Here is a 19,090-nt window from a genome sequence, read left to right as displayed (position 1 = left end):
TGCGCGCTCTCCTGCACATGATGGCGGCGACGGTGGCCGTGGTGCTGGCCGGGCTGTTCCTGTTCCCGATGAATGCCCATGCCGGCCGCTCCTGCGAAGACCGCAAGCCGGACCCGGCCTCCATCATCCAGGGCCTGGCGCTGGCGCAGCGCACTGCCGAGCAACTCGACGCCAGCGGCGCGCGGGTGGTGGTGCTGGCCCGCGCCGGGCAGGACCTGAGCAAGCACGGACTGCGCTACTCGCATCTGGGGCTGGCCTACAAGACCGATGCCGGCGCCTGGCGCGTCGTCCACAAGCTGAACCAGTGCAGCACCGCGGTCGCAGCGATCTACCGGCAGGGTCTGGCCCACTTCTTCCTCGACGACCTCTGGCGCTATGAAGCCGCCTGGGTGGTGCCGACGCCGGCGGTGCAGGCGCAACTGGCGGAGATGCTGAAGGGCGAGCCTGCGCGTATCACCCGCCTGCACCATGCGCCGTACAACCTCGTGAGCTATGCCTGGGGCCGCAAGTACCAGCAGTCCAACCAGTGGGCCATCGAGACGCTGGCGGCGGCGATGGAGCCCGGCACCATCCGCAGCCGGGAGCAGGCACAAGCCTGGCTGCAGTTCAAGGGCTACGAGCCCACCACCCTGAAGCTGGGCCCGCTCACGCGTTTGGGCGGCCGCATCAGCGCGGCCAACGTGGCCTTCGACGACCATCCCAACGAGAAGCGCTTTTCCGACCGCATCGAGACCGTGACGGTAGATTCGGTGTTCAGTTGGATGCCTCGGGCGGGTCTCGGGTCTGCGCCGGTGGTGGTCAGGCTTTGATTCGCCTTGCGTCAACAACAACGAGGAACTGAATGAGCAGCAAATCCCTGCGCCTGTCGGAGAAGTGGTTCCGCCGGGGCTTGTGGGTGGTGGCGCTGGTGTTCGCCAGCTTTCTGATCGGCCTGGGCAGCACCATCGTCGGCGACTTGCCGCGGGTGGAGCATGCGCTGACGCTCGACGACTTCATCGACCGCGCGGCGGCCGAGCCGCTGCGAAAGACCATCCGTGACAGCCAGCGCGCCGAGCAGGAAGCCGCGCGCGAGCGTGAACAGGCGGAGCTGGCGCTGCTGGCCGCGCAGCAGGCCAGCCGCACCGCGCGCGAGACCTTCGGCAACTGGCTCGCCACGCGGCGGGTGACCGCGCAGCCCGACCAGGACACCGAACTGATCGCCCGCACCAAGGCACTCGATGGGCTGAAGGCCAAGGAGAACGACGCCGAGCGCGCCGTCGGTGCGCAGCGCCAGGCCGCGCTCGATGCCCGCCAGGCGCGCCAAGGTGCACAGCAGCAGCTTGCGGCCCTCGAAGAGGCGGCGCGCAAGTCGATGGAGGCAGAAAGTCGGCGTGTCGAGCTGCGCGTTTTCGCGTACCGGCTGGCGCTCACGCTGCCGCTGCTGGTGATCGCTGGATGGCTGTTCGCGAAGAAGCGCAAAAGCACCTGGTGGCCCTTCGTCTGGGGCTTCATCCTGTTCGCGCTGTTCGCCTTCTTCGTCGAGCTCGTTCCCTATCTGCCGAGCTACGGCGGCTACGTGCGCTACGCGGTCGGCATCGTGCTGACGGTGCTGGTCGGCCGCTACGCCATCATCGCGCTCAATCGCTATCTCGCGCGCCAGAAGCTCGCGGAGGCGCAGCCCGAAACCGTGCGGCGCAACGAGCTGGGCTACGACACGGCTCTGGCCCGCTTGGCCAAGGGCGTGTGCCCGGGCTGCGAGCGGCCGGTGGACCTCAAGAACACGGAGATCGATTTCTGCCCGCATTGCGGCATCGGCCTGTTCGACCACTGCCGGGCCTGCGAGGCGCGCAAGAGCGCGTTCTCGCGCTTCTGCCATGGCTGCGGCACGGCGGCCGCATCGGCGCGCGGCGACGGGTTGCCACCGCCAGCGTCGGCTCAGGTTCAGCCGGCGTCCACGACGTAGTGCGGCGCGGAGAACATCCTCGGAAGCGTCGGCCGCGAAGCCTCTGCGAGTAAAGGACGCCGCTGCATCTCCATCTCGACGGGCGAGTCTGCCGGCCGTGTCATATCTCCGGCGTATGGCTTCCGGCGTGTTCCAGGCGAGAGGCGTTCTCGGTACGCTGGAGGCCTTTGTTGAAGACCTCCCATGCTCAGCCAGTTCCTCCGCCGTCACGTCGCCGCAGCCATCTATCTCGCGTGCATCACCGCGGCCTTTCTGTCGGCCGTCAGCCTGGTCGCCTATGCGGAGGAGCTGGGTCAGACGCCGCGCGAGCGGTCGGCCTTGAACTGCGCGCGAAACGCCGAGTAGCTACCCTCGTCGAGCGCCGCGCGGATCTCGCGCATCAGGTTCAGGTAGTAGTGCAGGTTGTGGATGGTGGTGAGCATCGGCCCCAGCATCTCGCCGCATCGATCGAGGTGATGCAGGTAGGCGCGGCTGAAGCCTTCACGCCCACCATCGTTCCATGCCACGCCGGAAGCGCCTGCGCAGGCATGGCAGGTGCAGCTCGGGTCGATCGGCTGCGGGTCGCTCTTGTGGCGCGCGTTGCGCATCTTCAGATCGCCGAAGCGGGTGAAGAGGGTGCCGTTGCGCGCATTGCGCGTGGGCATCACGCAGTCGAACATGTCGACACCCTGCGCCACGCCCTCCACCAGATCCTCGGGCGTGCCCACGCCCATCAGGTAGCGGGGCTTGCGGGCCGGCAGCCGGTGCGGCGTGTGCGCCATGATGCGCAGCATTTCCTCCTTGGGCTCGCCCACGCTCACGCCGCCGATGGCATAGCCGGGGAAGTCGAGTTCGAGCAGCTGCGCCAGCGATTCCTCGCGCAGGTTCTCGTACATGCCGCCCTGCACGATGCCGAACAGCGCATTGGGATTGGCCAGCCGCGCGAACTCGGCCTGGCAACGCTTGGCCCAGCGAAGGCTCAGTTCCATCGACGAACGCGCCTCGGCCTCCGTCGTGACATGGCCCTTTGTATCGTAGGGCGTGCACTCGTCGAACTGCATGACGATGTCGCTGTTGAGGATGGTCTGGATCTGCATCGAGACCTCGGGCGTGAGGAACAGCTTGTCGCCATTGACGGGCGAAGCGAACTTGACGCCTTCCTCGCTGATCTTGCGCATCGCGCCCAGCGACCAGACCTGGAAGCCGCCCGAGTCGGTGAGGATGGGCTTGTTCCATTTCTCGAACTGGTGCAGGCCACCGAAGCCGGCCATCACGTCCAGGCCGGGCCGCATCCAGAGGTGGAAGGTGTTGCCGAGAATGATCTGCGCGCCCATTTCCTCCAGGCTGCGCGGCATCACGCCCTTGACGGTTCCGTAGGTGCCCACGGGCATGAAGATGGGAGTCTGCACCACGCCGTGGTTGAGCGTGAGCGTGCCGCGGCGTGCGTGGCTGTCGGGATCGGTGGCCAGGAGTTCGAAGTTCAGCATGGTCTTGGTCGTGCTCGTGCTCAGTGCGCCCGTGCGAGCAGCATCGCATCGCCGTAGCTGAAGAAGCGGTACCGTTCGCGGATCGCGTGGGCATAGAGCGCCATCACGCGCTCGTAGCCCGCGAAGGCGCTGACGAGCATCATGAGCGTGCTCTTCGGCAGGTGGAAGTTGGTCACCAGCAGATCCACGTGCTCGAAGGCGAAGCCGGGCGTGATGAAGATGCAGGTGTCGCCGGCCGCCTCCTGGCTCTGGGCCCAGGCTTCGAGCGTGCGCACGGTGGTCGTGCCGACGGCGACGATGCGACCTCCGCGCGCCTTGGTTCGCGCGATGGCGCGCTGCGTGGCCTCGGGCACCTCGTATCGCTCGGCGTGCATCCGGTGCTCGGCGATGTTCTCGGTCTTCACCGGCTGGAAGGTGCCGGCGCCGACGTGCAGGGTGACGCTGGCGCGCTCGATGCCGCGAGCCTCCAGTTCAACCAGCAGCGCTTCGTCGAAGTGCAGCGCCGCGGTCGGCGCCGCGACCGCACCCGGCACGCGGGCGAACACGGTCTGGTAGCGGCGCTCGTCATCCTGCGAGTCGGCATGCTCGATATAGGGTGGCAGGGGCACGTGGCCGCAACGTGCCATCAACGCGTACGGGTCTTCGCCGGCCTCGCTGTCGAAGCGCAGGCGGAACAGGGCACCCTGCTCGTCGGGCCAGCGTCCGAGCAGCGTCGCGCGGAAGCCGCCCGCCATCGACAGCACGGTGCCGACGGGAGGCTTCTTGCTGACCTTCATGTGGGCGACGACCTCGTGGTCTTGGAGAACGCGCTCGACCAGCAATTCGAGTTTGCCGCCGGTCGGCTTCTCGCCGAAGAGCCGCGCCTTGACCACGCGGGTGTCGTTGAAAACCAGCAGATCGCCCTCACGCAGCAGCGCCGGCAGGGTCCTGAAGATGCGGTCGGCCGGCGGGTCCACCGTGCCGTCGAGCAGGCGAGAGGCGCTGCGCTCGGCAGCGGGGTGCTGGGCCACCAGTTCGGGCGGGAGGTCGAAATCGAAATCGGAAAGCGTGAAGGCGCGCATGGATCTTGAGGGCCGGACAGGCCCGTTCCAAGGAGGCGGAGGGAAAAGGGAAGGTGGCCGAAGAGCCGGGCAGAATTGTCCCATGCCCGCCGCCGCCAAGTCCCCGCCCCCGGAAATGCCCGCACAGGCGCCCGGCGTCGGGCCGAGCCCGGTGCAGCGGGCTTTGCGCAAGCTGGGCCTCGTGCGCGACATCGATTTCGCCCTTTACCTGCCGATGCGCTACGAGGACGAGACGCGCATCGTGAAGCTGGCCGACACGCGCGATGGCGACGTCGCGCAGGTCGAGGCGGTGGTGACGGAAAGCGAGGTGGTGTTCCGCCCGCGCCGCCAGCTCATCGTGACGGTGGACGACGGCAGCGACACCTGCCAGCTGCGCTTCTTCAATTTCTATCCCTCGCAGCAGAAGCAACTGGCGGTCGGCGCGCGGGTGCGCGTGCGCGGCGAGGTGCGCGGCGGCTTCGCCGGCCGGCAGATGATGCATCCGAGCGTCAAGGCGGCGGGGACGGCGCTGCCGCAGGCGCTGACGCCGGTGTATTCGACCATCGCCGGCCTGGCACAGCCTGTGCTGCGGCGGGAAGTGCGCGCCGGCCTGGCGCGGTCCGTGCTGGACGAGACCATTCCCGCGGAGTTCGCGCCGCCGGGCGCGTGGCCACTGCGCCGCGCGCTCAACTTCCTGCACTACCCTGCGCCCGACGTGGCGATGGCCACCCTGGAGGACCACAGCCATCCGGCGTGGCAGCGCCTCAAGGCCGACGAGTTGCTGGCGCAGCAGCTGTCGCAGCTGCAGGCGCGTCGTGCCCGTGGCGCGCAGCGGGCACCGGCCCTTTCGCCAGTCGCGAGTCCGGACTCGCTCGACCAGGCCCTGCGCAAGGCCCTGCCATTTGCCCTGACCGGGGCCCAGCAGCGCGTGGTCGCTGAGATCGCCCGCGACCTGGCCCGAGAAGTGCCCATGCACCGCCTGCTGCAGGGCGACGTGGGCTCGGGCAAGACGGTGGTGGCGGCGCTCGCGGCGGCGCACTGCATCGATGCCGGCCGCCAGTGCGCGTTGATGGCGCCCACCGAGATCCTCGCGGCCCAGCACTTCGGCAAACTGGTCGGCTGGCTCGATCCGCTGCTGGCCGAGCGCGGCCTGCGCGTGGCCTGGCTCACGGGCAGCCAGAAGAAGAAGGAGCGCGACGCGATGGCAGCCTCGGTCGAGAGCGGCGAGGCGGCGCTGGTCGTCGGCACCCACGCGGTGATCTCGGAGAAGGTGACGTTCCGCCATCTCGCGCTCGCGATCATCGACGAGCAGCATCGCTTCGGCGTGGCGCAGCGCCTTGCGTTGCGGGGCAAGGCCGGGGGCGAACTGGAGCCGCACCTGCTGATGATGAGCGCCACGCCCATCCCGCGCACGCTGGCGATGAGCTACTACGCCGACCTCGACGTCTCCACGCTCGACGAGCTCCCGCCGGGGCGTACGCCCATCGTCACCAAGCTGGTGGCCGAGCATCGTCGCGACGAAGTCATCGACCGGATCCGCGTGCAGCTGGCGCAGGGCCGGCAGGTCTACTGGGTCTGTCCGCTGATCGAGGAAAGCGAGGCGATGGACCTGCGCAACGCGACCGAAACGCGCGACGAGCTGGCCGAAGCACTGGGAGACCAGGTCGGCGTGGGCCTGTTGCACTCGCGGATGCCCACGGCCGACAAACAGACGGTGATGGAGTCCTTCACAGCCAACCGGCTGCAGGTGCTGGTCAGCACCACCGTGATCGAGGTCGGGGTGGACGTGCCCAATGCCTCGCTGATGGTGATCGAGCATGCGGAGCGCTTTGGCCTCTCGCAATTGCACCAGCTGCGCGGCCGGGTCGGCCGCGGGGCGGCGGCCTCTGCCTGCGTGCTACTGTACGCGCCCAACGAAGGTGGACGGGTCGGCGAGGCGGCGCGGGCGCGGCTCAAGGCGATGGCCGAGACCAGCGACGGCTTCGAGATCGCGCGCCGTGACCTGGAGATCCGTGGCCCGGGCGAATTCCTCGGGGCGCGCCAGTCCGGTGCGCCGCTGCTGCGCTTTGCGGACCTCACGACCGACGCCTTCCTGCTGGACTGGGCGCGCGAGCTGGCACCGCGCATGCTGGACCGTCATCCGGCGCTGGCGAGCGCGCACGTGGATCGCTGGCTGGGTAGCAAGGCCGAGTACCTCAAGGCCTGAAGGTCGGGTGGGGCGGGGGGCGACCTGTATCGCACCGGGCCCTCTCTTGCGCATAATTGACGCAAGCTATGACCCTTACCGAACTCAAATACATCGTTGCAGTCGCGCGGGAGCGGCATTTCGGCAAGGCGGCCGAAGCCTGCTACGTTTCGCAGCCCACGCTGTCGGTGGCGATCAAGAAGCTGGAGGACGAACTCGAGGTCAAGCTCTTCGAACGCAGCGCCGGCGAGGTCACCGTCACGCCCCTGGGCGAGCAGATCGTGCAGCAGGCCCAGAGCGTGCTCGACCAGGCCGCCAGCATCAAGGAAATTGCCAAGCGCGGGAAGGACCCGCTCTCGGGGCCGCTCAACCTCGGCGTGATCTACACCATCGGTCCTTACCTGCTGCCCGACCTGGTGCGCCAGAACATCGCCCGCACGCCGCAGATGCCGTTGGTGCTGCAGGAGAACTTCACGGTCAAGCTGCTGGAGATGCTGCGCGCCGGCGAGATCGACTGCGCCATCATGGCCGAGCCCTTCCCCGACACTGGCCTGGCCATCGCCCAGCTCTACGACGAGCCCTTCATGGCGGCCGTGCCGGTCAACCATCCCCTGGCCGAGCGCGAGTCGGTGAGTTCCGACGAACTCAAGAAGGAGACCATGCTGCTGCTGGGCACCGGGCACTGCTTCCGAGACCACGTGCTCGAGGTCTGCCCCGAGTTCGCGCGCTTCTCGAGCGATGCGGAGGGCATCCGCAAGAGTTTCGAAGGGTCCTCGCTGGAGACCATCAAGCACATGGTGGCGGCCGGCATGGGTGTGACGCTGGTGCCGCGCCTGTCGGTGCCGGCCGATGCGCTCAGGCCCCGGTCCCCCAAGGGGCGCGGCAAGGAGCCGGAGCAGATCGTGCGCTACCTGCCGGTGCGTGATGCCCAGGGGGGCGAACCCCCGACGCGCCGCGTGGTCCTGGCCTGGCGCCGGAGCTTCACCCGCTACGAAGCGATCGCGGCTTTGCGCAATGCCATCTACGCCTGCGAACTGCCGGGCGTCAAGCGACTGTCCTGAGCGCGCGGCCGCGAACGCCTGCCGAAACATGCCATAGCCTGCGGCTGTTGCGCCGCATGCTCCCAGCTTCTAAAGTTTCCAGCTCTTCATCAACCTCAAAGAAAGAAACCGCGCCATGGCCAAAGACGACAAGAAACCCAAGTCAGCCTCTCCCGCCGGCAAGGTGCCCAAGAAGGGCGGCGCAGTGGTGGCCCAGGAGTCGGGCAGCCGCAATGCGCCGGTCATCAACATCGGCATCGATCGCCAGGACCGCGCGGCCATTGCAGAAGGCTTGAGCCGTGTGCTGGCCGACACCTATACGCTCTATCTCACGACCCACAACTTCCATTGGAACGTCACAGGTCCGCACTTCAACTCGCTGCATGCCATGTTCATGCAGCAGTACACGGAGCTGTGGGGCGCCACCGACGTGATCGCCGAGCGCATCCGCGCGCTCGGACACTACGCCCCCGGCTCCTATGCCGAGTTCAGCAGGATCGCGACCGTGCCCGATGTCCCCCAAGATCCACCGAAGGCCATGGAGATGGTGCGCATCCTGGTCAAAGGCCACGAGACCGTCTCGCGGATCGCGCGCGAGTTCATCCCCGTGGCCGAGGAGGCCGGCGACGATCCGACTGCCGACATGCTGACCGCCCGCTGCACGGTACACGACCAGACGGCCTGGATGCTGCGGTCGCTGCTCGAGGACTGAACCGGGCATCCCGGGACGAGGCGGTAGCGGTGTCGTCGCACCGGTGGCGCAAAATCGCGCCATGTCCGCTTCCGTTCTTGCGCCGCGCAGTCGCCCGTCCCTTTACCTCGACCTGATCCGCTGGAACCGTCCGGCCGGCTGGCTGCTGCTGTTGTGGCCCTCGCTGGCCGCGCTCTGGTTTGCGGCCGACGGCTTCCCGGGCTGGCACCTGCTCGCGGTCTTCGTTTTGGGCACCATCCTGATGCGCAGCGCCGGCTGCTGCGTCAATGACGTGGCAGACCGCGACTTCGACCGTCACGTGAAGCGCACGGCGCAGCGCCCGGTGACCAGCGGCGCGCTCTCGGTCAAGGAGGCGCTGGCGGTGGGCGCCGTGCTGGCATTGCTGGCTTTCGCCCTGGTGCTCACGACCAATCGCGCAACAGTCCTCTGGTCCTTCGTGGCCCTGGCTGTGACGCTGGCCTATCCTTTTGCCAAGCGCGTTGTGTCGATCCCCCAGGCAGTGCTGGGCATCGCTTTCAGCTTCGGCATTCCGATGGCGTTCTCGGCCGTGCAGTCGACGGTGCCGGCTTTCGCCTGGTGGCTTCTGATCGGCAACCTGTTCTGGGTCCTGGCTTACGACACGGAGTACGCGATGGTCGATCGCGACGACGACCTCAAGATCGGCATGAAGACATCCGCCATCACCTTCGGGCGCTTCGACGTCGCGGCGGTGATGGCGAGCTACGCCCTTTACCTGGCGATCTGGACGGCAGCCGGCACGAGCCGTCAGCTGGGGCCGGCCTTTTTCGCCGGCATCGCCATCGCTGCAGCGCAGGCGCTGTGGCACTGGCGCCTGATCCGCGAACGCACCCGCGAGGGGTGCTTCAAGGCCTTCCGGCTCAACCACTGGCTGGGTTTCGCCGTTTTCGCTGGCGTCGTGGCCGGCTATCTGCCGCGCTGAACGCAGCGCGGCCTAGCCTCGGCCGAACTCGTCCCCCAGCTCCGCGGCGCGTCGGTGGGCGGCGGCGATCGCAGTCTTGAAGAGGGTCTTGACATCGGCGCTGTCGAGCGAGCTGATGGCGGCGTGGGTCGTACCGCCCTTGGAGGTCACTCGATCTCGCAGCACCGCCGGCGGCTCGCCGGCGTCGCGCGCGAGGGCCGATGCGCCACTGAAGGTGCCGACGGCCAGCCGATGCGCCTGCTCCGGGCTGAGGCCCAGCGCGATGCCGGCCTCCGTCATGGCCTCGATGAAATAGAAAACGTAAGCCGGGCCGGAGCCGGAAACGGCGGTGACGGCGTCCAGTGCGCTTTCAGTGTCCACCCACAGCAGTTCGCCGGTCGCCTCCAGCACCTGTTCCACCCGCCTGCGCTCATCCGGCTTCACCGCCGGCCGCGCGAACAGCCCTGTCATGCCCTGTCCGACCAGTGCCGGCGTATTGGGCATGGCGCGTACCACCCGCTCGGTGCCGAGCCAGCGCGCGATGCTGTCGGAGGGAATGCCCGCGGCGACGCTCAGATTCAATGCGTGCGGCGCCAGGCCGCGAACGGCTTGGGCGGCTTGGGCGAAGGTCTGGGGTTTGACCGCCCAGACCAGCACCTCGCAACGGCCGAGCGCAGGGCCGGCCTCGGCCTGCGCGGCGATACCGAAATCGTGCTGCAGCCGTTCGCGGGCCTGCGCGAGGGGTTCGACCACCTCGAAAGCCTCGGCCGGCACTTGGCGCTTGATCAACCCGCCGATGATGGCGCTGGCCATGTTGCCGCCGCCGATGAAGCCAATAGGCGGGAGGGGAGCCCACTCCTGGCGGGGCAAAAAAGTAACGGCAATGTTCATGTAACTTCCAGAGGGTGGGGCCAGCTCGCTTTGGCCATTGAAATTGTCGTCGCTCACTGCGGCGGATCGCGTGCTGGCCGGTCGTCTCTATCCAGCGACGGCACCCAGTTGACATCAAATTGCCGCCGTGCAACAATCGCGGGCTTCGCCTTTAGAGGGCGAAAAGCTTCTGCCCAGCGGAAGCGCTTCGAAGTGGTTTCGGAGCGTGGACGACGGGCCCAAGACTGACCGTGAAGCGTTCTCGATCCTCGAGGACGCAGACCGGTACAAGTTGGGAATAAACGAAATGATCCAAACTGAATCCCGGCTCGATGTGGCCGACAACACGGGCGCGAAATCCGTCCTGTGTATCAAGGTGCTCGGTGGCTCCAAGCGGCGTTATGCCAGCGTGGGCGACGTCATCAAGGTCAGCGTCAAGGAAGCAGCCCCGCGCGGTCGCGTCAAGAAGGGCGAGATCTACAGCGCGGTGGTGGTTCGCACCGCCAAGGGCATCCGTCGTGCTGACGGTTCGCTCGTCAAGTTCGACGGCAATGCCGCCGTGTTGCTCAATGCCAAGCTGGAGCCCATCGGCACCCGCATCTTTGGACCGGTCACGCGCGAACTGCGTACCGAGAAGTTCATGAAGATCGTGTCGCTGGCCCCCGAAGTTCTGTAAGGACATCTCGCCATGAACAAGATTCGCAAAGGCGACCAGGTCATCGTGCTGGCCGGGCGCGACAAGGGCAAGCGCGGCACCGTGTCGCTGCGCAAGGATGACTCCTATGTCGTCGTCGAGGGCGTGAACCTCGTCAAGAAGCACGCCAAGCCGAACCCCCTCAAGGGTACGACCGGTGGCATCGTCGAGAAGGCCATGCCGATTCACCAATCCAATGTGGCGATCTTCAATGCCGCGACCGGCAAGGCCGATCGCGTGGGCATCAAGATCACGGACGGCAAGCGCGTGCGCGTCTTCAAGTCCAGCGGCGAAGAAATCAAGGCCACCTAAGGGGAGCTTACATGGCACGTCTCCAACAACACTACCGCGAGAAGATCGCGAAGGACCTGACCGAGAAGTTCGGCTACAAGTCGCCGATGCAGGTCCCCCGCCTGACCAAGATCACGCTGAACATGGGCGTGGGCGAAGCAGTGGCCGACAAGAAGGTCCTCGAGAACGCCGTTGCCGACCTGACCAAGATCGCCGGCCAGAAGCCCGTCGTCACCAAGTCGAAGAAGGCCATCGCTGGTTTCAAGATCCGCGAGAACCAGCCGATCGGCTGCATGGTCACACTGCGCGGCGTCCAGATGTACGAATTCCTGGACCGTTTCGTCACCGTGGCGCTGCCGCGTGTGCGCGACTTCCGCGGCATTTCCGGCCGCGCCTTCGACGGCCGCGGCAACTACAACATCGGCGTGAAAGAGCAGATCATTTTTCCTGAGATCGAATACGACAAGGTCGATGCCCTGCGCGGTCTCAATATCAGCATCACGACGACGGCCAAGACCGACGAGGAAGCCAAGGCGCTGCTCGCGGGCTTCCGTTTCCCGTTCAAGAATTGAGGTGACTTGTGGCTAAAGTAGCTTTGATCGAGCGCGAGCTCAAGCGAGAAAAACTGGTCGCAAAGTACGCCGCCAAACACGCGGAACTGAAGGCGATCGCCAATGACGCGAAGAAGAGCGACGAAGAGCGTGCGGCCGCCCGCCTGGCCCTGCAGAAGCTCCCGCGCAACGCGAACCCGACCCGCCAGCGCAACCGCTGCGAGATCACCGGTCGTCCGCGCGGCACCTTCCGCCAGTTCGGCCTGGCCCGCGCCAAGATCCGCGAACTGGCCTTCAGCGGTGACATCCCCGGCGTCACCAAGGCCAGCTGGTAAGCCAGGCAGGAGCAAAGAACATGAGCATGAGTGATCCCATTGCCGACCTGCTGACGCGCATCCGCAACGCGCAGATGGTGGCGAAGCCCACTGTGTCGGTCCCGTCTTCCAAGGTGAAGGTCGCGATCGCGCAGGTGCTGAAGGATGAGGGCTACATCGACGGCTTCCAGGTCAAGACCGAAGCCGGCAAGAGCGAGCTCGAGATTTCGCTGAAGTACTACGCCGGCCGTCCGGTCATCGAGCGCATCGAACGTGTGAGCCGACCTGGTCTGCGCGTCTACAAGGCCAGCGCCGCGATTCCCCAGGTCCAGAACGGCCTCGGCGTGGCCATCGTCACGACCCCCAAGGGCGTGATGACCGACCGCAAGGCCCGCGCCAGCGGTGTCGGCGGCGAAGTACTGTGCTACGTCGCCTGACCGAGACATCGAGGAGAACACTGAAATGTCCCGAGTAGGAAAAATGCCGGTCGCCATCCCGCAAGGCGTGGATGTGGCGATCAAGGAAGACCAGATCAGCGTCAAGGGCGCGGGCGGTACGCTCAGCCTGCCGGCGAATGCGCTGGTGAAGGTCGTCAACAAGGACGGCCACCTGAGCTTCGAGCCCGCCAACGATTCGCGCGACGCGAATGCAATGAGCGGCACCGTGCGTCAGCTCGTCAACAACATGGTGGTCGGTGTCACTAAGGGCTTCGAGAAGAAGTTGAATCTGGTTGGCGTGGGCTACAAGGCCCAGGCGCAAGGCGCCAAGCTGAACCTGCAGGTCGGCTATTCGCACCCGGTCAACATGGACATGCCGCAAGGCATCACGGTAGCGACGCCCACCCCGACCGAGATCGTGATCAAGGGTGCCGACCGCCAGCGCGTCGGCCAGGTGGCCGCTGAGATCCGCGCCGTCCGTCCGCCCGAGCCCTACAAGGGCAAGGGCATCAAGTACTCGGACGAGAAGATCGTGATCAAAGAGACCAAGAAGAAGTAAGGGGCAGCAAAATGATGTTGACCAAGAAAGCACAGCGCCTTCGCCGCTCGCGCCAGACCCGCATCCGCATTGCGACGCAAGGCGTGGCGCGCCTGACGGTGAACCGCACCAATCTGCACATCTATGCGACCGTCATCTCCGACGACGGCACCAAGGTGATTGCCTCGGCCTCCACGGCAGAGGCCGAAGTGCGCAACTCGCTGGGCGGATCGGGCAAGGGCGGCAACGCCGCCGCTGCCACGATCATCGGCAAGCGCATCGCCGAGAAGGCGAAGGCCGCCGGTGTCGAGAAGGTCGCCTTCGACCGCGCAGGCTTCGCCTACCACGGCCGCGTCAAGGCGCTGGCCGATGCGGCCCGCGAAGCCGGTCTGCAGTTCTAACCGAACACGAGATTCAACATGGCAAAGATTCAGGCAAGAACGCAGAGCGAAGGCCCCGAGGACGGTCTGCGCGAGAAGATGATCGCGATCAACCGCGTCACCAAGGTGGTGAAGGGTGGTCGCATCCTCGGTTTTGCGGCGCTGACTGTGGTTGGTGACGGTGACGGCCGCGTCGGCATGGGCAAGGGCAAGTCCAAGGAAGTGCCCGCCGCCGTGCAGAAAGCGATGGAAGAGGCGCGCCGCAATCTGATGAAGGTGTCGATCAAGAACGGCACGCTGCATCACCAGGTGACGGGACACCACGGCGCTTCGTCCGTCGTGATGTATCCGGCGCCGAAGGGTACCGGCATCATCGCTGGCGGTCCGATGCGCGCCGTGTTCGAGGTGATGGGCATCACCGACATCGTGGCCAAGAGTCACGGCTCGTCGAACCCGTACAACATGGTCCGCGCTACGCTGGACGGCCTGCGCAACTCGACCACGGCGTCGGAAGTCGCGGCGAAGCGTGGCCTGACCGTCGAACAACTCTTCGCCTGAATGGGAGCAGTTTCATGACGACGCAACAACAAACGCTCAAGGTGCAACTGGTCAAGAGCCCGATCGGCACCAAGCAATCGCATCGCGCCACCGTTCGCGGCCTGGGTCTGCGCAAGCTCAACAGCGTGAGCGAACTGCAGGACACGCCCGCCGTGCGCGGCATGATCAACAAGATCAGCTATCTGGTCAAAGTGCTCTAAGAGAGACGGATATGGAACTCAATGGCATCAAGCCGGCGGCGGGCGCCAAGCACGCCAAGCGCCGCGTCGGCCGTGGCATCGGCTCCGGCCTGGGCAAGACCGCGGGTCGCGGTCACAAGGGTCAGAAGTCCCGTGCGGGTGGCTTCCACAAGGTCGGCTTCGAGGGCGGTCAGATGCCGCTGCAGCGCCGGCTGCCCAAGCGAGGCTTCAAGTCGCAATCGCTCAAGTACAACGCTGAAGTGACGCTGGCTGCGCTTGAAAAGCTCGGCCTGGCCGAAGTGGACTTGCTCGCGCTCAAGCAAGCCGGCCTCGTGGGCCAGATCGCCAAGGTGGTGAAGGTCGTCAAGTCGGGCGAGCTGACCAAGGCCGTCAAGCTGACGGGCATCGGCGCGACCGCCGGTGCCAAGGCTGCGATCGAAGCGGCCGGCGGCAGCGTGGCCTGAGCCCCAGGGAAAGAAGGTCATAGTGGCAACGAACGCGGCGACGCTCGCAAAGACAGGCAAGTACGGCGACCTGCGTCGCCGGCTTGTCTTCTTGCTGCTCGCCCTCGTGGTCTACCGCATCGGCGCGCATATTCCGGTGCCGGGCATCAATCCGGACCAGCTCGCACAACTGTTCCAGGGCCAGCAGGGCGGCATCCTGAGCCTGTTCAACATGTTCTCGGGTGGCGCGTTGTCGCGCTTCACGGTGTTCGCGCTGGGCATCATGCCGTACATCTCCGCGTCGATCATCATGCAACTGATGACCTACGTGGTGCCGACCTTCGAGCAGTTGAAGAAGGAGGGCGAGGCCGGCAGGCGCAAGATCACCCAGTACACCCGTTATGGCACGCTGGGCCTGGCGCTATTCCAGTCCTTCAGCATCGCTGTGGCACTGGAGTCGTCGGCAGGCCTGGTGATCTCGCCCGGTTTCGGCTTCCGCCTGACCGCGATGATCAGCCTCACGGCCGGCTCGATGTTCCTGATGTGGCTCGGCGAGCAGATCACCGAACGGGGCCTTGGCAACGGCATCTCGATTCTGATCTTCGCCGGCATCGCTGCCGGCCTGCCGAGCGCGATCGGCGGCCTGCTGGAACTGGTGCGCACAGGTGCCATGAACGTACTCGTCGCGCTGTTCATCGTCGCCGTCGTGATCCTAGTCACCTACTTCGTGGTGTTCGTCGAGCGCGGTCAGCGCAAGATCCTGGTGAACTATGCGCGGCGGCAAGTGGGCAACAAGGTCTATGGTGGCCAGTCTTCGCACCTGCCGCTCAAGCTCAACATGGCCGGGGTGATCCCGCCCATCTTCGCTTCTTCGATCATCCTGCTGCCGACCACGGTGGTGAGCTGGTTCAGCACGGGCGACAGCATGCGCTGGATCAAGGACATTGCTGGTGCGCTGACGCCGGGCCAGCCGATCTACGTGCTGCTCTATGCGGCCGCGATCGTGTTTTTCTGCTTCTTCTACACGGCGCTCGTGTTCAACAGCCGCGAGACCGCCGACAACCTGAAGAAGAGTGGTGCTTTCATCCCGGGCATCCGTCCGGGAGATCAGACCGCGCGCTACATCGACAAGATCCTGGTTCGCCTGACGCTGGCGGGCGCGGTGTACATCACCTTCGTCTGCCTGCTGCCGGAGTTCCTGATCCTGAAATACAACGTGCCGTTCTATTTTGGCGGTACCTCGTTGCTGATCATCGTGGTGGTCACCATGGATTTCATGGCCCAAGTGCAGAACTACATGATGTCCCAGCAATACGAATCGCTGCTGAAGAAGGCCAATTTCAAGACCTCGTAGCAGATGAAGCGAAGATGTCGAAGAACGATGTCATCCAGATGCAAGGTGAGGTTCTGGAGAACCTGCCGAATGCCACCTTCCGGGTGAAACTGGAAAACGGACACATCGTACTTGGACATATTTCCGGAAAGATGCGGATGCACTACATCCGCATCCTTCCAGGTGACAAGGTCACCGTCGAGTTGACGCCCTATGACTTGAGCCGGGCGCGCATCGTATTCAGGGCGAAGTGAGTCGCCGGGTTGAACAGAGTTTTAGGAGAGTGAAATGAGAGTTTCGGCTTCGGTCAAGACCATCTGCCGCAATTGCAAGATCATCCGCCGCAAAGGTGTCGTGCGCGTGATCTGTAGCGACCCGCGCCACAAGCAGCGTCAGGGTTGAGCTGAGAAAGATTTAAGAGGACGCACATGGCACGTATTGCTGGCATCAACATTCCGCCGCACAAGCACGCCGAGATCGGCCTGACCGCCATCTTCGGCATCGGTCGCACCCGCGCTCGCAAGATCTGCGAAGCGAGCGGCATCGAATACTCGAAGAAGATCAAGGATCTGACCGACGCCGATCTCGAGAAGATCCGCGACCAGATCGCGCTCTTCACCATCGAAGGCGATCTGCGTCGCGAAACGACGATGAACATCAAGCGCCTGATGGACATCGGTTGCTATCGTGGCTTTCGCCACCGCCGCGGCCTGCCCATGCGCGGCCAGCGCACGCGCACCAATGCCCGCACCCGAAAGGGTCCGCGCAAGGCCGCGCAGTCCCTGAAGAAGTAAGGATAGACAAGCATGGCTAAAGCTCCTGCCAACAACGCCGCACAGCGCGTTCGCAAGAAGGTTCGCAAGAACGTGGCGGATGGCGTCGCGCACGTGCACGCCTCGTTCAACAACACGATCATCACGATCACCGACCGCCAGGGGAACGCTCTGTCGTGGGCGTCCTCGGGTGGCCAGGGCTTCAAGGGTTCGCGCAAGTCGACGCCGTTCGCTGCACAGGTCGCCTCCGAAGTGGCCGGGCGCGCTGCAGTGGAACAGGGCATCAAGAACCTCGACGTCGAGATCAAGGGCCCCGGCCCGGGTCGCGAGTCGTCGGTGCGCGCACTGGCCGCGCTCGGTATCCGGATCAACTCGATTTCCGATGTGACCCCGGTTCCGCACAACGGCTGCCGTCCGCAGAAGCGCCGCCGCATCTGAGGCGAAGGCGCACGGCGCAGCCAGCTCTTGGGCCGGCTGCGCGTTTTGTTTTTTGTTTTCAACAAGCCCACCGCCATCGGCACGCCGTTGATGGCTCCCGCAGGTCCCTGCGGAAGATGACACAAAGGAAGATCAAGTGGCACGCTATCTCGGCCCTAAGGCCAAACTCTCCCGCCGCGAAGGCACTGACCTGTTCCTCAAGAGCGCCCGCCGCTCCATCCAGGACAAGGCCAAGTTCGACTCCAAGCCTGGCCAGCACGGCCGCACCTCGGGCCAGCGCACTTCCGACTTCGGTCTGCAGCTGCGCGAGAAGCAGAAGGTCAAGCGCATGTACGGTGTGCTGGAGAAGCAATTCCGCCGGTACTTCGAGGAAGCCGATCGCCGTCGTGGCAACACCGGCGCCAACCTGCTGTTCCTGCTCGAGTCGCGCCTGGACAACGTCGTGTATCGCATGGGCTTCGGCTCCACCCGCGCCGAAGCGCGCCAGCTGGTGTCGCACAAGGCGATCACGGTGAATGGTCAGTCGGTCAATATCCCGTCGTACCTGGTCAAGACCGGTGACGTGGTCGCGGTTCGCGACAAGTCCAAGAAGCAGAATCGCGTCGTCGAGGCACTGCAGTTGGCTCAGCAGGTCGGCATCCCGGCCTGGGTCGACGTCAATGTCGACAAGGCCGAAGGCACCTTCAAGAAGGTGCCCGATCGCGACGAGTTCGGTGCCGACATCAACGAATCGCTGATCGTCGAACTGTATTCGCGATAACAGGCGAGAACGGGCCGCGGTTCGGTGGCCCGAACTTTTGAAATTTCGTGACCCGTGTGCACGTGCACGGGCGCTTCACCAGCCTTACCGGTGTAACGAGCCGGGGGTATTGAGAGGAAGTCTGCATGCAAACCACCCTGTTGAAACCGAAGACCATCCAGGTCGAGCAGTTGGCCCCGAACAGGGCCAAGGTCACGCTCGAGCCTTTCGAGCGCGGCTATGGTCATACGCTCGGCAATGCGCTGCGGCGTGTCCTGCTGTCCTCGATGGTTGGTTACTCCGCCACCGAAGTGACCATCGCCGGCGTGCTTCACGAATACTCGTCCATCGATGGCGTGCAGGAAGACGTCGTTAACATCTTGCTGAACCTCAAGGGCGTGGTCTTCAAGCTCCACAACCGTGACGAGGTCACGCTGAGCCTGCGCAAGGACGGCGAGGGCCCGGTGACCGCGTCGGACATTCAGACCCCGCATGACGTCGAGATCATCAATCCCGACCACGTGATCGCCCACTTGTCGCAGGGCGGCAAGCTGGACATGCAGATCAAGGTCGAGAAGGGGCGCGGCTACGTGCCCGGCACCATGCGCCGCTACGCCGACGAGCCGACCAAATCGATCGGCCGCATCGTGCTCGACGCCTCCTTCTCGCCGGTCAAGCGCGTGAGCTACACGGTCGAAAGCGCCCGGGTGGAGCAGCGTACCGACCTCGACAAGCTGCTGGTCGAGATCGAGACCAACGGTGCGATCACCGCCGAAGACGCCGTGCGCGCGTCGGCCAAGATCCTGGTCGAGCAACTGGCCGTGTTCGCGCAGCTCGAGGGTGGCGAGCTCGCCGCGTTCGACCAGCCTGCGCCGCGCAGCGCGCAGCAGTTCGACCCCATCCTGCTGCGTCCGGTCGACGAACTCGAACTCACCGTGCGTTCGGCCAACTGCCTGAAGGCGGAGAACATCTACTACATCGGTGACCTGATTCAGCGCACCGAGAACGAGCTGCTCAAGACCCCGAACCTGGGTCGCAAGTCGCTCAACGAGATCAAGGAAGTGCTCGCATCGCGCGGCCTGACCTTGGGCATGAAACTGGAGAGCTGGCCGCCGGCCGGCCTCGACAAGAGGTAATTGGAAGAACAAGGCCCGCCGCACGCGGCGGCCTTGGGCTTCGGACTTCGGAATAGGTGAACGCGGCGTACCTGACACGGCCCCGCGGATTTGATAAGGAAAGGAACTCACC

The 19,090-nt window shown here is 65.3% G+C and carries 27 protein-coding genes; 24 read left to right on the top strand and 3 right to left on the bottom strand.

From position 1 onward, the window contains the following. The first annotated feature begins 20 nt into the window (after window positions 1–20). From ABEA07_RS25950 to ABEA07_RS25940, 3 genes are all read left to right on the top strand, one after another. Window positions 21–809, top strand: coding sequence for a DUF2145 domain-containing protein (locus ABEA07_RS25950; protein WP_345542187.1), 789 nt, complete (start codon window positions 21–23; stop codon window positions 807–809). A gap of 32 nt (window positions 810–841) precedes the next feature. Further along, entirely contained in the window at window positions 842–1,942 is a 1,101-nt protein-coding gene (locus ABEA07_RS25945; protein ID WP_345541526.1) for a serine endopeptidase, read from the top strand. 183 nt (window positions 1,943–2,125) lie between these two features. Further along, entirely contained in the window at window positions 2,126–2,287 is a 162-nt protein-coding gene (locus ABEA07_RS25940; protein WP_345541524.1) for a hypothetical protein, read from the top strand. Here the strand turns inward: ABEA07_RS25940 and tgt are convergent. Further along, window positions 2,236–3,408, bottom strand: coding sequence for a tRNA guanosine(34) transglycosylase Tgt (gene tgt / locus ABEA07_RS25935; RefSeq protein ID WP_345541523.1), 1,173 nt, complete (start codon window positions 3,406–3,408; stop codon window positions 2,236–2,238). The two genes, ABEA07_RS25940 and tgt, sit on opposite strands and share 52 nt — an antisense overlap. 20 nt (window positions 3,409–3,428) lie before the next feature. Then, window positions 3,429–4,469, bottom strand: coding sequence for a tRNA preQ1(34) S-adenosylmethionine ribosyltransferase-isomerase QueA (gene queA, locus ABEA07_RS25930; RefSeq protein ID WP_345541521.1), 1,041 nt, complete (start codon window positions 4,467–4,469; stop codon window positions 3,429–3,431). An 82-nt stretch (window positions 4,470–4,551) separates the two neighbouring features. On the opposite strand from queA, the gene recG reads away from it, so the two are divergent. From recG to ubiA, 4 genes are all read left to right on the top strand, one after another. After that, window positions 4,552–6,654: an ATP-dependent DNA helicase RecG gene (gene recG / locus ABEA07_RS25925; RefSeq protein ID WP_345541520.1), complete on the top strand. Its 2,103-nt coding sequence runs from the start codon at window positions 4,552–4,554 to the stop codon at window positions 6,652–6,654. A gap of 68 nt (window positions 6,655–6,722) precedes the next feature. Beyond that, the gene (locus ABEA07_RS25920) at window positions 6,723–7,694 is read left to right on the top strand and encodes a LysR substrate-binding domain-containing protein (protein WP_345541519.1); all 972 of its coding nucleotides are present in this window, start codon (window positions 6,723–6,725) and stop codon (window positions 7,692–7,694) included. Window positions 7,695–7,809: 115 nt separating this feature from the next. Next, window positions 7,810–8,385 (top strand): Dps family protein, encoded by a 576-nt coding sequence (locus ABEA07_RS25915; protein ID WP_345541518.1) that lies wholly within the window; start codon window positions 7,810–7,812, stop codon window positions 8,383–8,385. Between the two features lie 61 nt (window positions 8,386–8,446). Continuing rightward, on the top strand, window positions 8,447–9,325 hold the full coding sequence (gene ubiA / locus ABEA07_RS25910; RefSeq protein WP_345541517.1) for a 4-hydroxybenzoate octaprenyltransferase: 879 nt from the start codon (window positions 8,447–8,449) through the stop codon (window positions 9,323–9,325). Between the two features lie 12 nt (window positions 9,326–9,337). Here ubiA and proC read toward each other — a convergent pair whose 3' ends face one another. Continuing rightward, window positions 9,338–10,195 carry a pyrroline-5-carboxylate reductase gene (proC, locus tag ABEA07_RS25905; protein ID WP_345542186.1) on the bottom strand — a complete coding sequence of 286 codons (858 nt, stop codon included), beginning with the start codon at window positions 10,193–10,195 and terminating at the stop codon, window positions 9,338–9,340. Window positions 10,196–10,481: 286 nt separating this feature from the next. On the opposite strand from proC, the gene rplN reads away from it, so the two are divergent. From rplN to ABEA07_RS25820, 17 genes are all read left to right on the top strand, one after another. Next, complete coding sequence (rplN, locus tag ABEA07_RS25900; protein WP_028250829.1) at window positions 10,482–10,850, top strand: 50S ribosomal protein L14; 369 nt, start codon at window positions 10,482–10,484, stop codon at window positions 10,848–10,850. A 12-nt stretch (window positions 10,851–10,862) separates the two neighbouring features. Then, window positions 10,863–11,180: a 50S ribosomal protein L24 gene (gene rplX / locus ABEA07_RS25895; RefSeq protein ID WP_345541515.1), complete on the top strand. Its 318-nt coding sequence runs from the start codon at window positions 10,863–10,865 to the stop codon at window positions 11,178–11,180. An 11-nt stretch (window positions 11,181–11,191) separates the two neighbouring features. Then, complete coding sequence (gene rplE, locus ABEA07_RS25890) at window positions 11,192–11,731, top strand: 50S ribosomal protein L5 (RefSeq protein ID WP_086919794.1); 540 nt, start codon at window positions 11,192–11,194, stop codon at window positions 11,729–11,731. Between the two features lie 8 nt (window positions 11,732–11,739). Continuing rightward, window positions 11,740–12,045 carry a 30S ribosomal protein S14 gene (gene rpsN, locus ABEA07_RS25885; protein ID WP_345541513.1) on the top strand — a complete coding sequence of 102 codons (306 nt, stop codon included), beginning with the start codon at window positions 11,740–11,742 and terminating at the stop codon, window positions 12,043–12,045. Between the two features lie 20 nt (window positions 12,046–12,065). After that, window positions 12,066–12,461: a 30S ribosomal protein S8 gene (gene rpsH / locus ABEA07_RS25880; RefSeq protein WP_077002169.1), complete on the top strand. Its 396-nt coding sequence runs from the start codon at window positions 12,066–12,068 to the stop codon at window positions 12,459–12,461. Window positions 12,462–12,486: 25 nt separating this feature from the next. Then, window positions 12,487–13,020, top strand: coding sequence for a 50S ribosomal protein L6 (gene rplF / locus ABEA07_RS25875; RefSeq protein WP_345541511.1), 534 nt, complete (start codon window positions 12,487–12,489; stop codon window positions 13,018–13,020). A gap of 14 nt (window positions 13,021–13,034) precedes the next feature. Continuing rightward, window positions 13,035–13,400, top strand: coding sequence for a 50S ribosomal protein L18 (gene rplR / locus ABEA07_RS25870; RefSeq protein ID WP_345542184.1), 366 nt, complete (start codon window positions 13,035–13,037; stop codon window positions 13,398–13,400). Window positions 13,401–13,418: 18 nt separating this feature from the next. Beyond that, window positions 13,419–13,937 (top strand): 30S ribosomal protein S5, encoded by a 519-nt coding sequence (gene rpsE / locus ABEA07_RS25865; protein WP_086919797.1) that lies wholly within the window; start codon window positions 13,419–13,421, stop codon window positions 13,935–13,937. A gap of 14 nt (window positions 13,938–13,951) precedes the next feature. Continuing rightward, window positions 13,952–14,137 (top strand): 50S ribosomal protein L30, encoded by a 186-nt coding sequence (rpmD, locus tag ABEA07_RS25860; RefSeq protein WP_345541508.1) that lies wholly within the window; start codon window positions 13,952–13,954, stop codon window positions 14,135–14,137. 11 nt (window positions 14,138–14,148) lie between these two features. Beyond that, window positions 14,149–14,580: a 50S ribosomal protein L15 gene (gene rplO, locus ABEA07_RS25855; protein ID WP_345541507.1), complete on the top strand. Its 432-nt coding sequence runs from the start codon at window positions 14,149–14,151 to the stop codon at window positions 14,578–14,580. Between the two features lie 22 nt (window positions 14,581–14,602). Further along, entirely contained in the window at window positions 14,603–15,913 is a 1,311-nt protein-coding gene (gene secY / locus ABEA07_RS25850) for a preprotein translocase subunit SecY (protein WP_345541506.1), read from the top strand. 14 nt (window positions 15,914–15,927) lie between these two features. After that, window positions 15,928–16,146 carry a translation initiation factor IF-1 gene (infA, locus tag ABEA07_RS25845; protein ID WP_345541504.1) on the top strand — a complete coding sequence of 73 codons (219 nt, stop codon included), beginning with the start codon at window positions 15,928–15,930 and terminating at the stop codon, window positions 16,144–16,146. 34 nt (window positions 16,147–16,180) lie between these two features. Next, on the top strand, window positions 16,181–16,294 hold the full coding sequence (gene rpmJ, locus ABEA07_RS25840; protein ID WP_068641696.1) for a 50S ribosomal protein L36: 114 nt from the start codon (window positions 16,181–16,183) through the stop codon (window positions 16,292–16,294). 26 nt (window positions 16,295–16,320) lie between these two features. Beyond that, window positions 16,321–16,686, top strand: a complete 366-nt coding sequence (rpsM, locus tag ABEA07_RS25835; protein ID WP_019653977.1) for a 30S ribosomal protein S13 — start codon at window positions 16,321–16,323, stop codon at window positions 16,684–16,686. A gap of 12 nt (window positions 16,687–16,698) precedes the next feature. Beyond that, window positions 16,699–17,103, top strand: coding sequence for a 30S ribosomal protein S11 (gene rpsK / locus ABEA07_RS25830; RefSeq protein WP_086919803.1), 405 nt, complete (start codon window positions 16,699–16,701; stop codon window positions 17,101–17,103). Window positions 17,104–17,239: 136 nt separating this feature from the next. Continuing rightward, window positions 17,240–17,863, top strand: a complete 624-nt coding sequence (gene rpsD / locus ABEA07_RS25825; RefSeq protein ID WP_345541502.1) for a 30S ribosomal protein S4 — start codon at window positions 17,240–17,242, stop codon at window positions 17,861–17,863. A gap of 125 nt (window positions 17,864–17,988) precedes the next feature. After that, a complete protein-coding gene (locus ABEA07_RS25820) occupies window positions 17,989–18,978 on the top strand; it encodes a DNA-directed RNA polymerase subunit alpha (RefSeq protein WP_345541501.1) in 990 nt (329 codons plus the stop codon). Window positions 18,979–19,090: the final 112 nt, after the last annotated feature.

Source organism: Variovorax defluvii (assembly GCF_039541515.1).
Lineage (GTDB): Bacteria > Pseudomonadota > Gammaproteobacteria > Burkholderiales > Burkholderiaceae_C > Variovorax > Variovorax defluvii.
This window is presented reverse-complemented; position numbering and strand designations above follow the sequence as displayed.

What these genes read in the sequence shown, in the direction of transcription:
- tgt (WP_345541523.1), bottom strand. Translation starts at nt 3,408, where the DNA reads ATGCTGAACTTCGAACTCCTGGCCACCGATCCCGACAGCCACGCACGC.
- ABEA07_RS25820 (WP_345541501.1), top strand. Translation starts at nt 17,989, where the DNA reads ATGCAAACCACCCTGTTGAAACCGAAGACCATCCAGGTCGAGCAGTTG.
- recG (WP_345541520.1), top strand. Translation starts at nt 4,552, where the DNA reads ATGCCCGCCGCCGCCAAGTCCCCGCCCCCGGAAATGCCCGCACAGGCG.
- rpsH (WP_077002169.1), top strand. Translation starts at nt 12,066, where the DNA reads ATGAGCATGAGTGATCCCATTGCCGACCTGCTGACGCGCATCCGCAAC.
- ABEA07_RS25940 (WP_345541524.1), top strand. Translation starts at nt 2,126, where the DNA reads ATGCTCAGCCAGTTCCTCCGCCGTCACGTCGCCGCAGCCATCTATCTC.
- infA (WP_345541504.1), top strand. Translation starts at nt 15,928, where the DNA reads ATGTCGAAGAACGATGTCATCCAGATGCAAGGTGAGGTTCTGGAGAAC.
- rplR (WP_345542184.1), top strand. Translation starts at nt 13,035, where the DNA reads ATGTTGACCAAGAAAGCACAGCGCCTTCGCCGCTCGCGCCAGACCCGC.
- rpsM (WP_019653977.1), top strand. Translation starts at nt 16,321, where the DNA reads ATGGCACGTATTGCTGGCATCAACATTCCGCCGCACAAGCACGCCGAG.
- rpsK (WP_086919803.1), top strand. Translation starts at nt 16,699, where the DNA reads ATGGCTAAAGCTCCTGCCAACAACGCCGCACAGCGCGTTCGCAAGAAG.
- ubiA (WP_345541517.1), top strand. Translation starts at nt 8,447, where the DNA reads ATGTCCGCTTCCGTTCTTGCGCCGCGCAGTCGCCCGTCCCTTTACCTC.
- queA (WP_345541521.1), bottom strand. Translation starts at nt 4,469, where the DNA reads ATGCGCGCCTTCACGCTTTCCGATTTCGATTTCGACCTCCCGCCCGAA.
- rplE (WP_086919794.1), top strand. Translation starts at nt 11,192, where the DNA reads ATGGCACGTCTCCAACAACACTACCGCGAGAAGATCGCGAAGGACCTG.
- ABEA07_RS25920 (WP_345541519.1), top strand. Translation starts at nt 6,723, where the DNA reads ATGACCCTTACCGAACTCAAATACATCGTTGCAGTCGCGCGGGAGCGG.
- rpsE (WP_086919797.1), top strand. Translation starts at nt 13,419, where the DNA reads ATGGCAAAGATTCAGGCAAGAACGCAGAGCGAAGGCCCCGAGGACGGT.
- proC (WP_345542186.1), bottom strand. Translation starts at nt 10,195, where the DNA reads ATGAACATTGCCGTTACTTTTTTGCCCCGCCAGGAGTGGGCTCCCCTC.
- rpmJ (WP_068641696.1), top strand. Translation starts at nt 16,181, where the DNA reads ATGAGAGTTTCGGCTTCGGTCAAGACCATCTGCCGCAATTGCAAGATC.
- rplF (WP_345541511.1), top strand. Translation starts at nt 12,487, where the DNA reads ATGTCCCGAGTAGGAAAAATGCCGGTCGCCATCCCGCAAGGCGTGGAT.
- rplX (WP_345541515.1), top strand. Translation starts at nt 10,863, where the DNA reads ATGAACAAGATTCGCAAAGGCGACCAGGTCATCGTGCTGGCCGGGCGC.
- ABEA07_RS25945 (WP_345541526.1), top strand. Translation starts at nt 842, where the DNA reads ATGAGCAGCAAATCCCTGCGCCTGTCGGAGAAGTGGTTCCGCCGGGGC.
- rplO (WP_345541507.1), top strand. Translation starts at nt 14,149, where the DNA reads ATGGAACTCAATGGCATCAAGCCGGCGGCGGGCGCCAAGCACGCCAAG.
- rplN (WP_028250829.1), top strand. Translation starts at nt 10,482, where the DNA reads ATGATCCAAACTGAATCCCGGCTCGATGTGGCCGACAACACGGGCGCG.
- rpmD (WP_345541508.1), top strand. Translation starts at nt 13,952, where the DNA reads ATGACGACGCAACAACAAACGCTCAAGGTGCAACTGGTCAAGAGCCCG.
- ABEA07_RS25915 (WP_345541518.1), top strand. Translation starts at nt 7,810, where the DNA reads ATGGCCAAAGACGACAAGAAACCCAAGTCAGCCTCTCCCGCCGGCAAG.
- ABEA07_RS25950 (WP_345542187.1), top strand. Translation starts at nt 21, where the DNA reads ATGGCGGCGACGGTGGCCGTGGTGCTGGCCGGGCTGTTCCTGTTCCCG.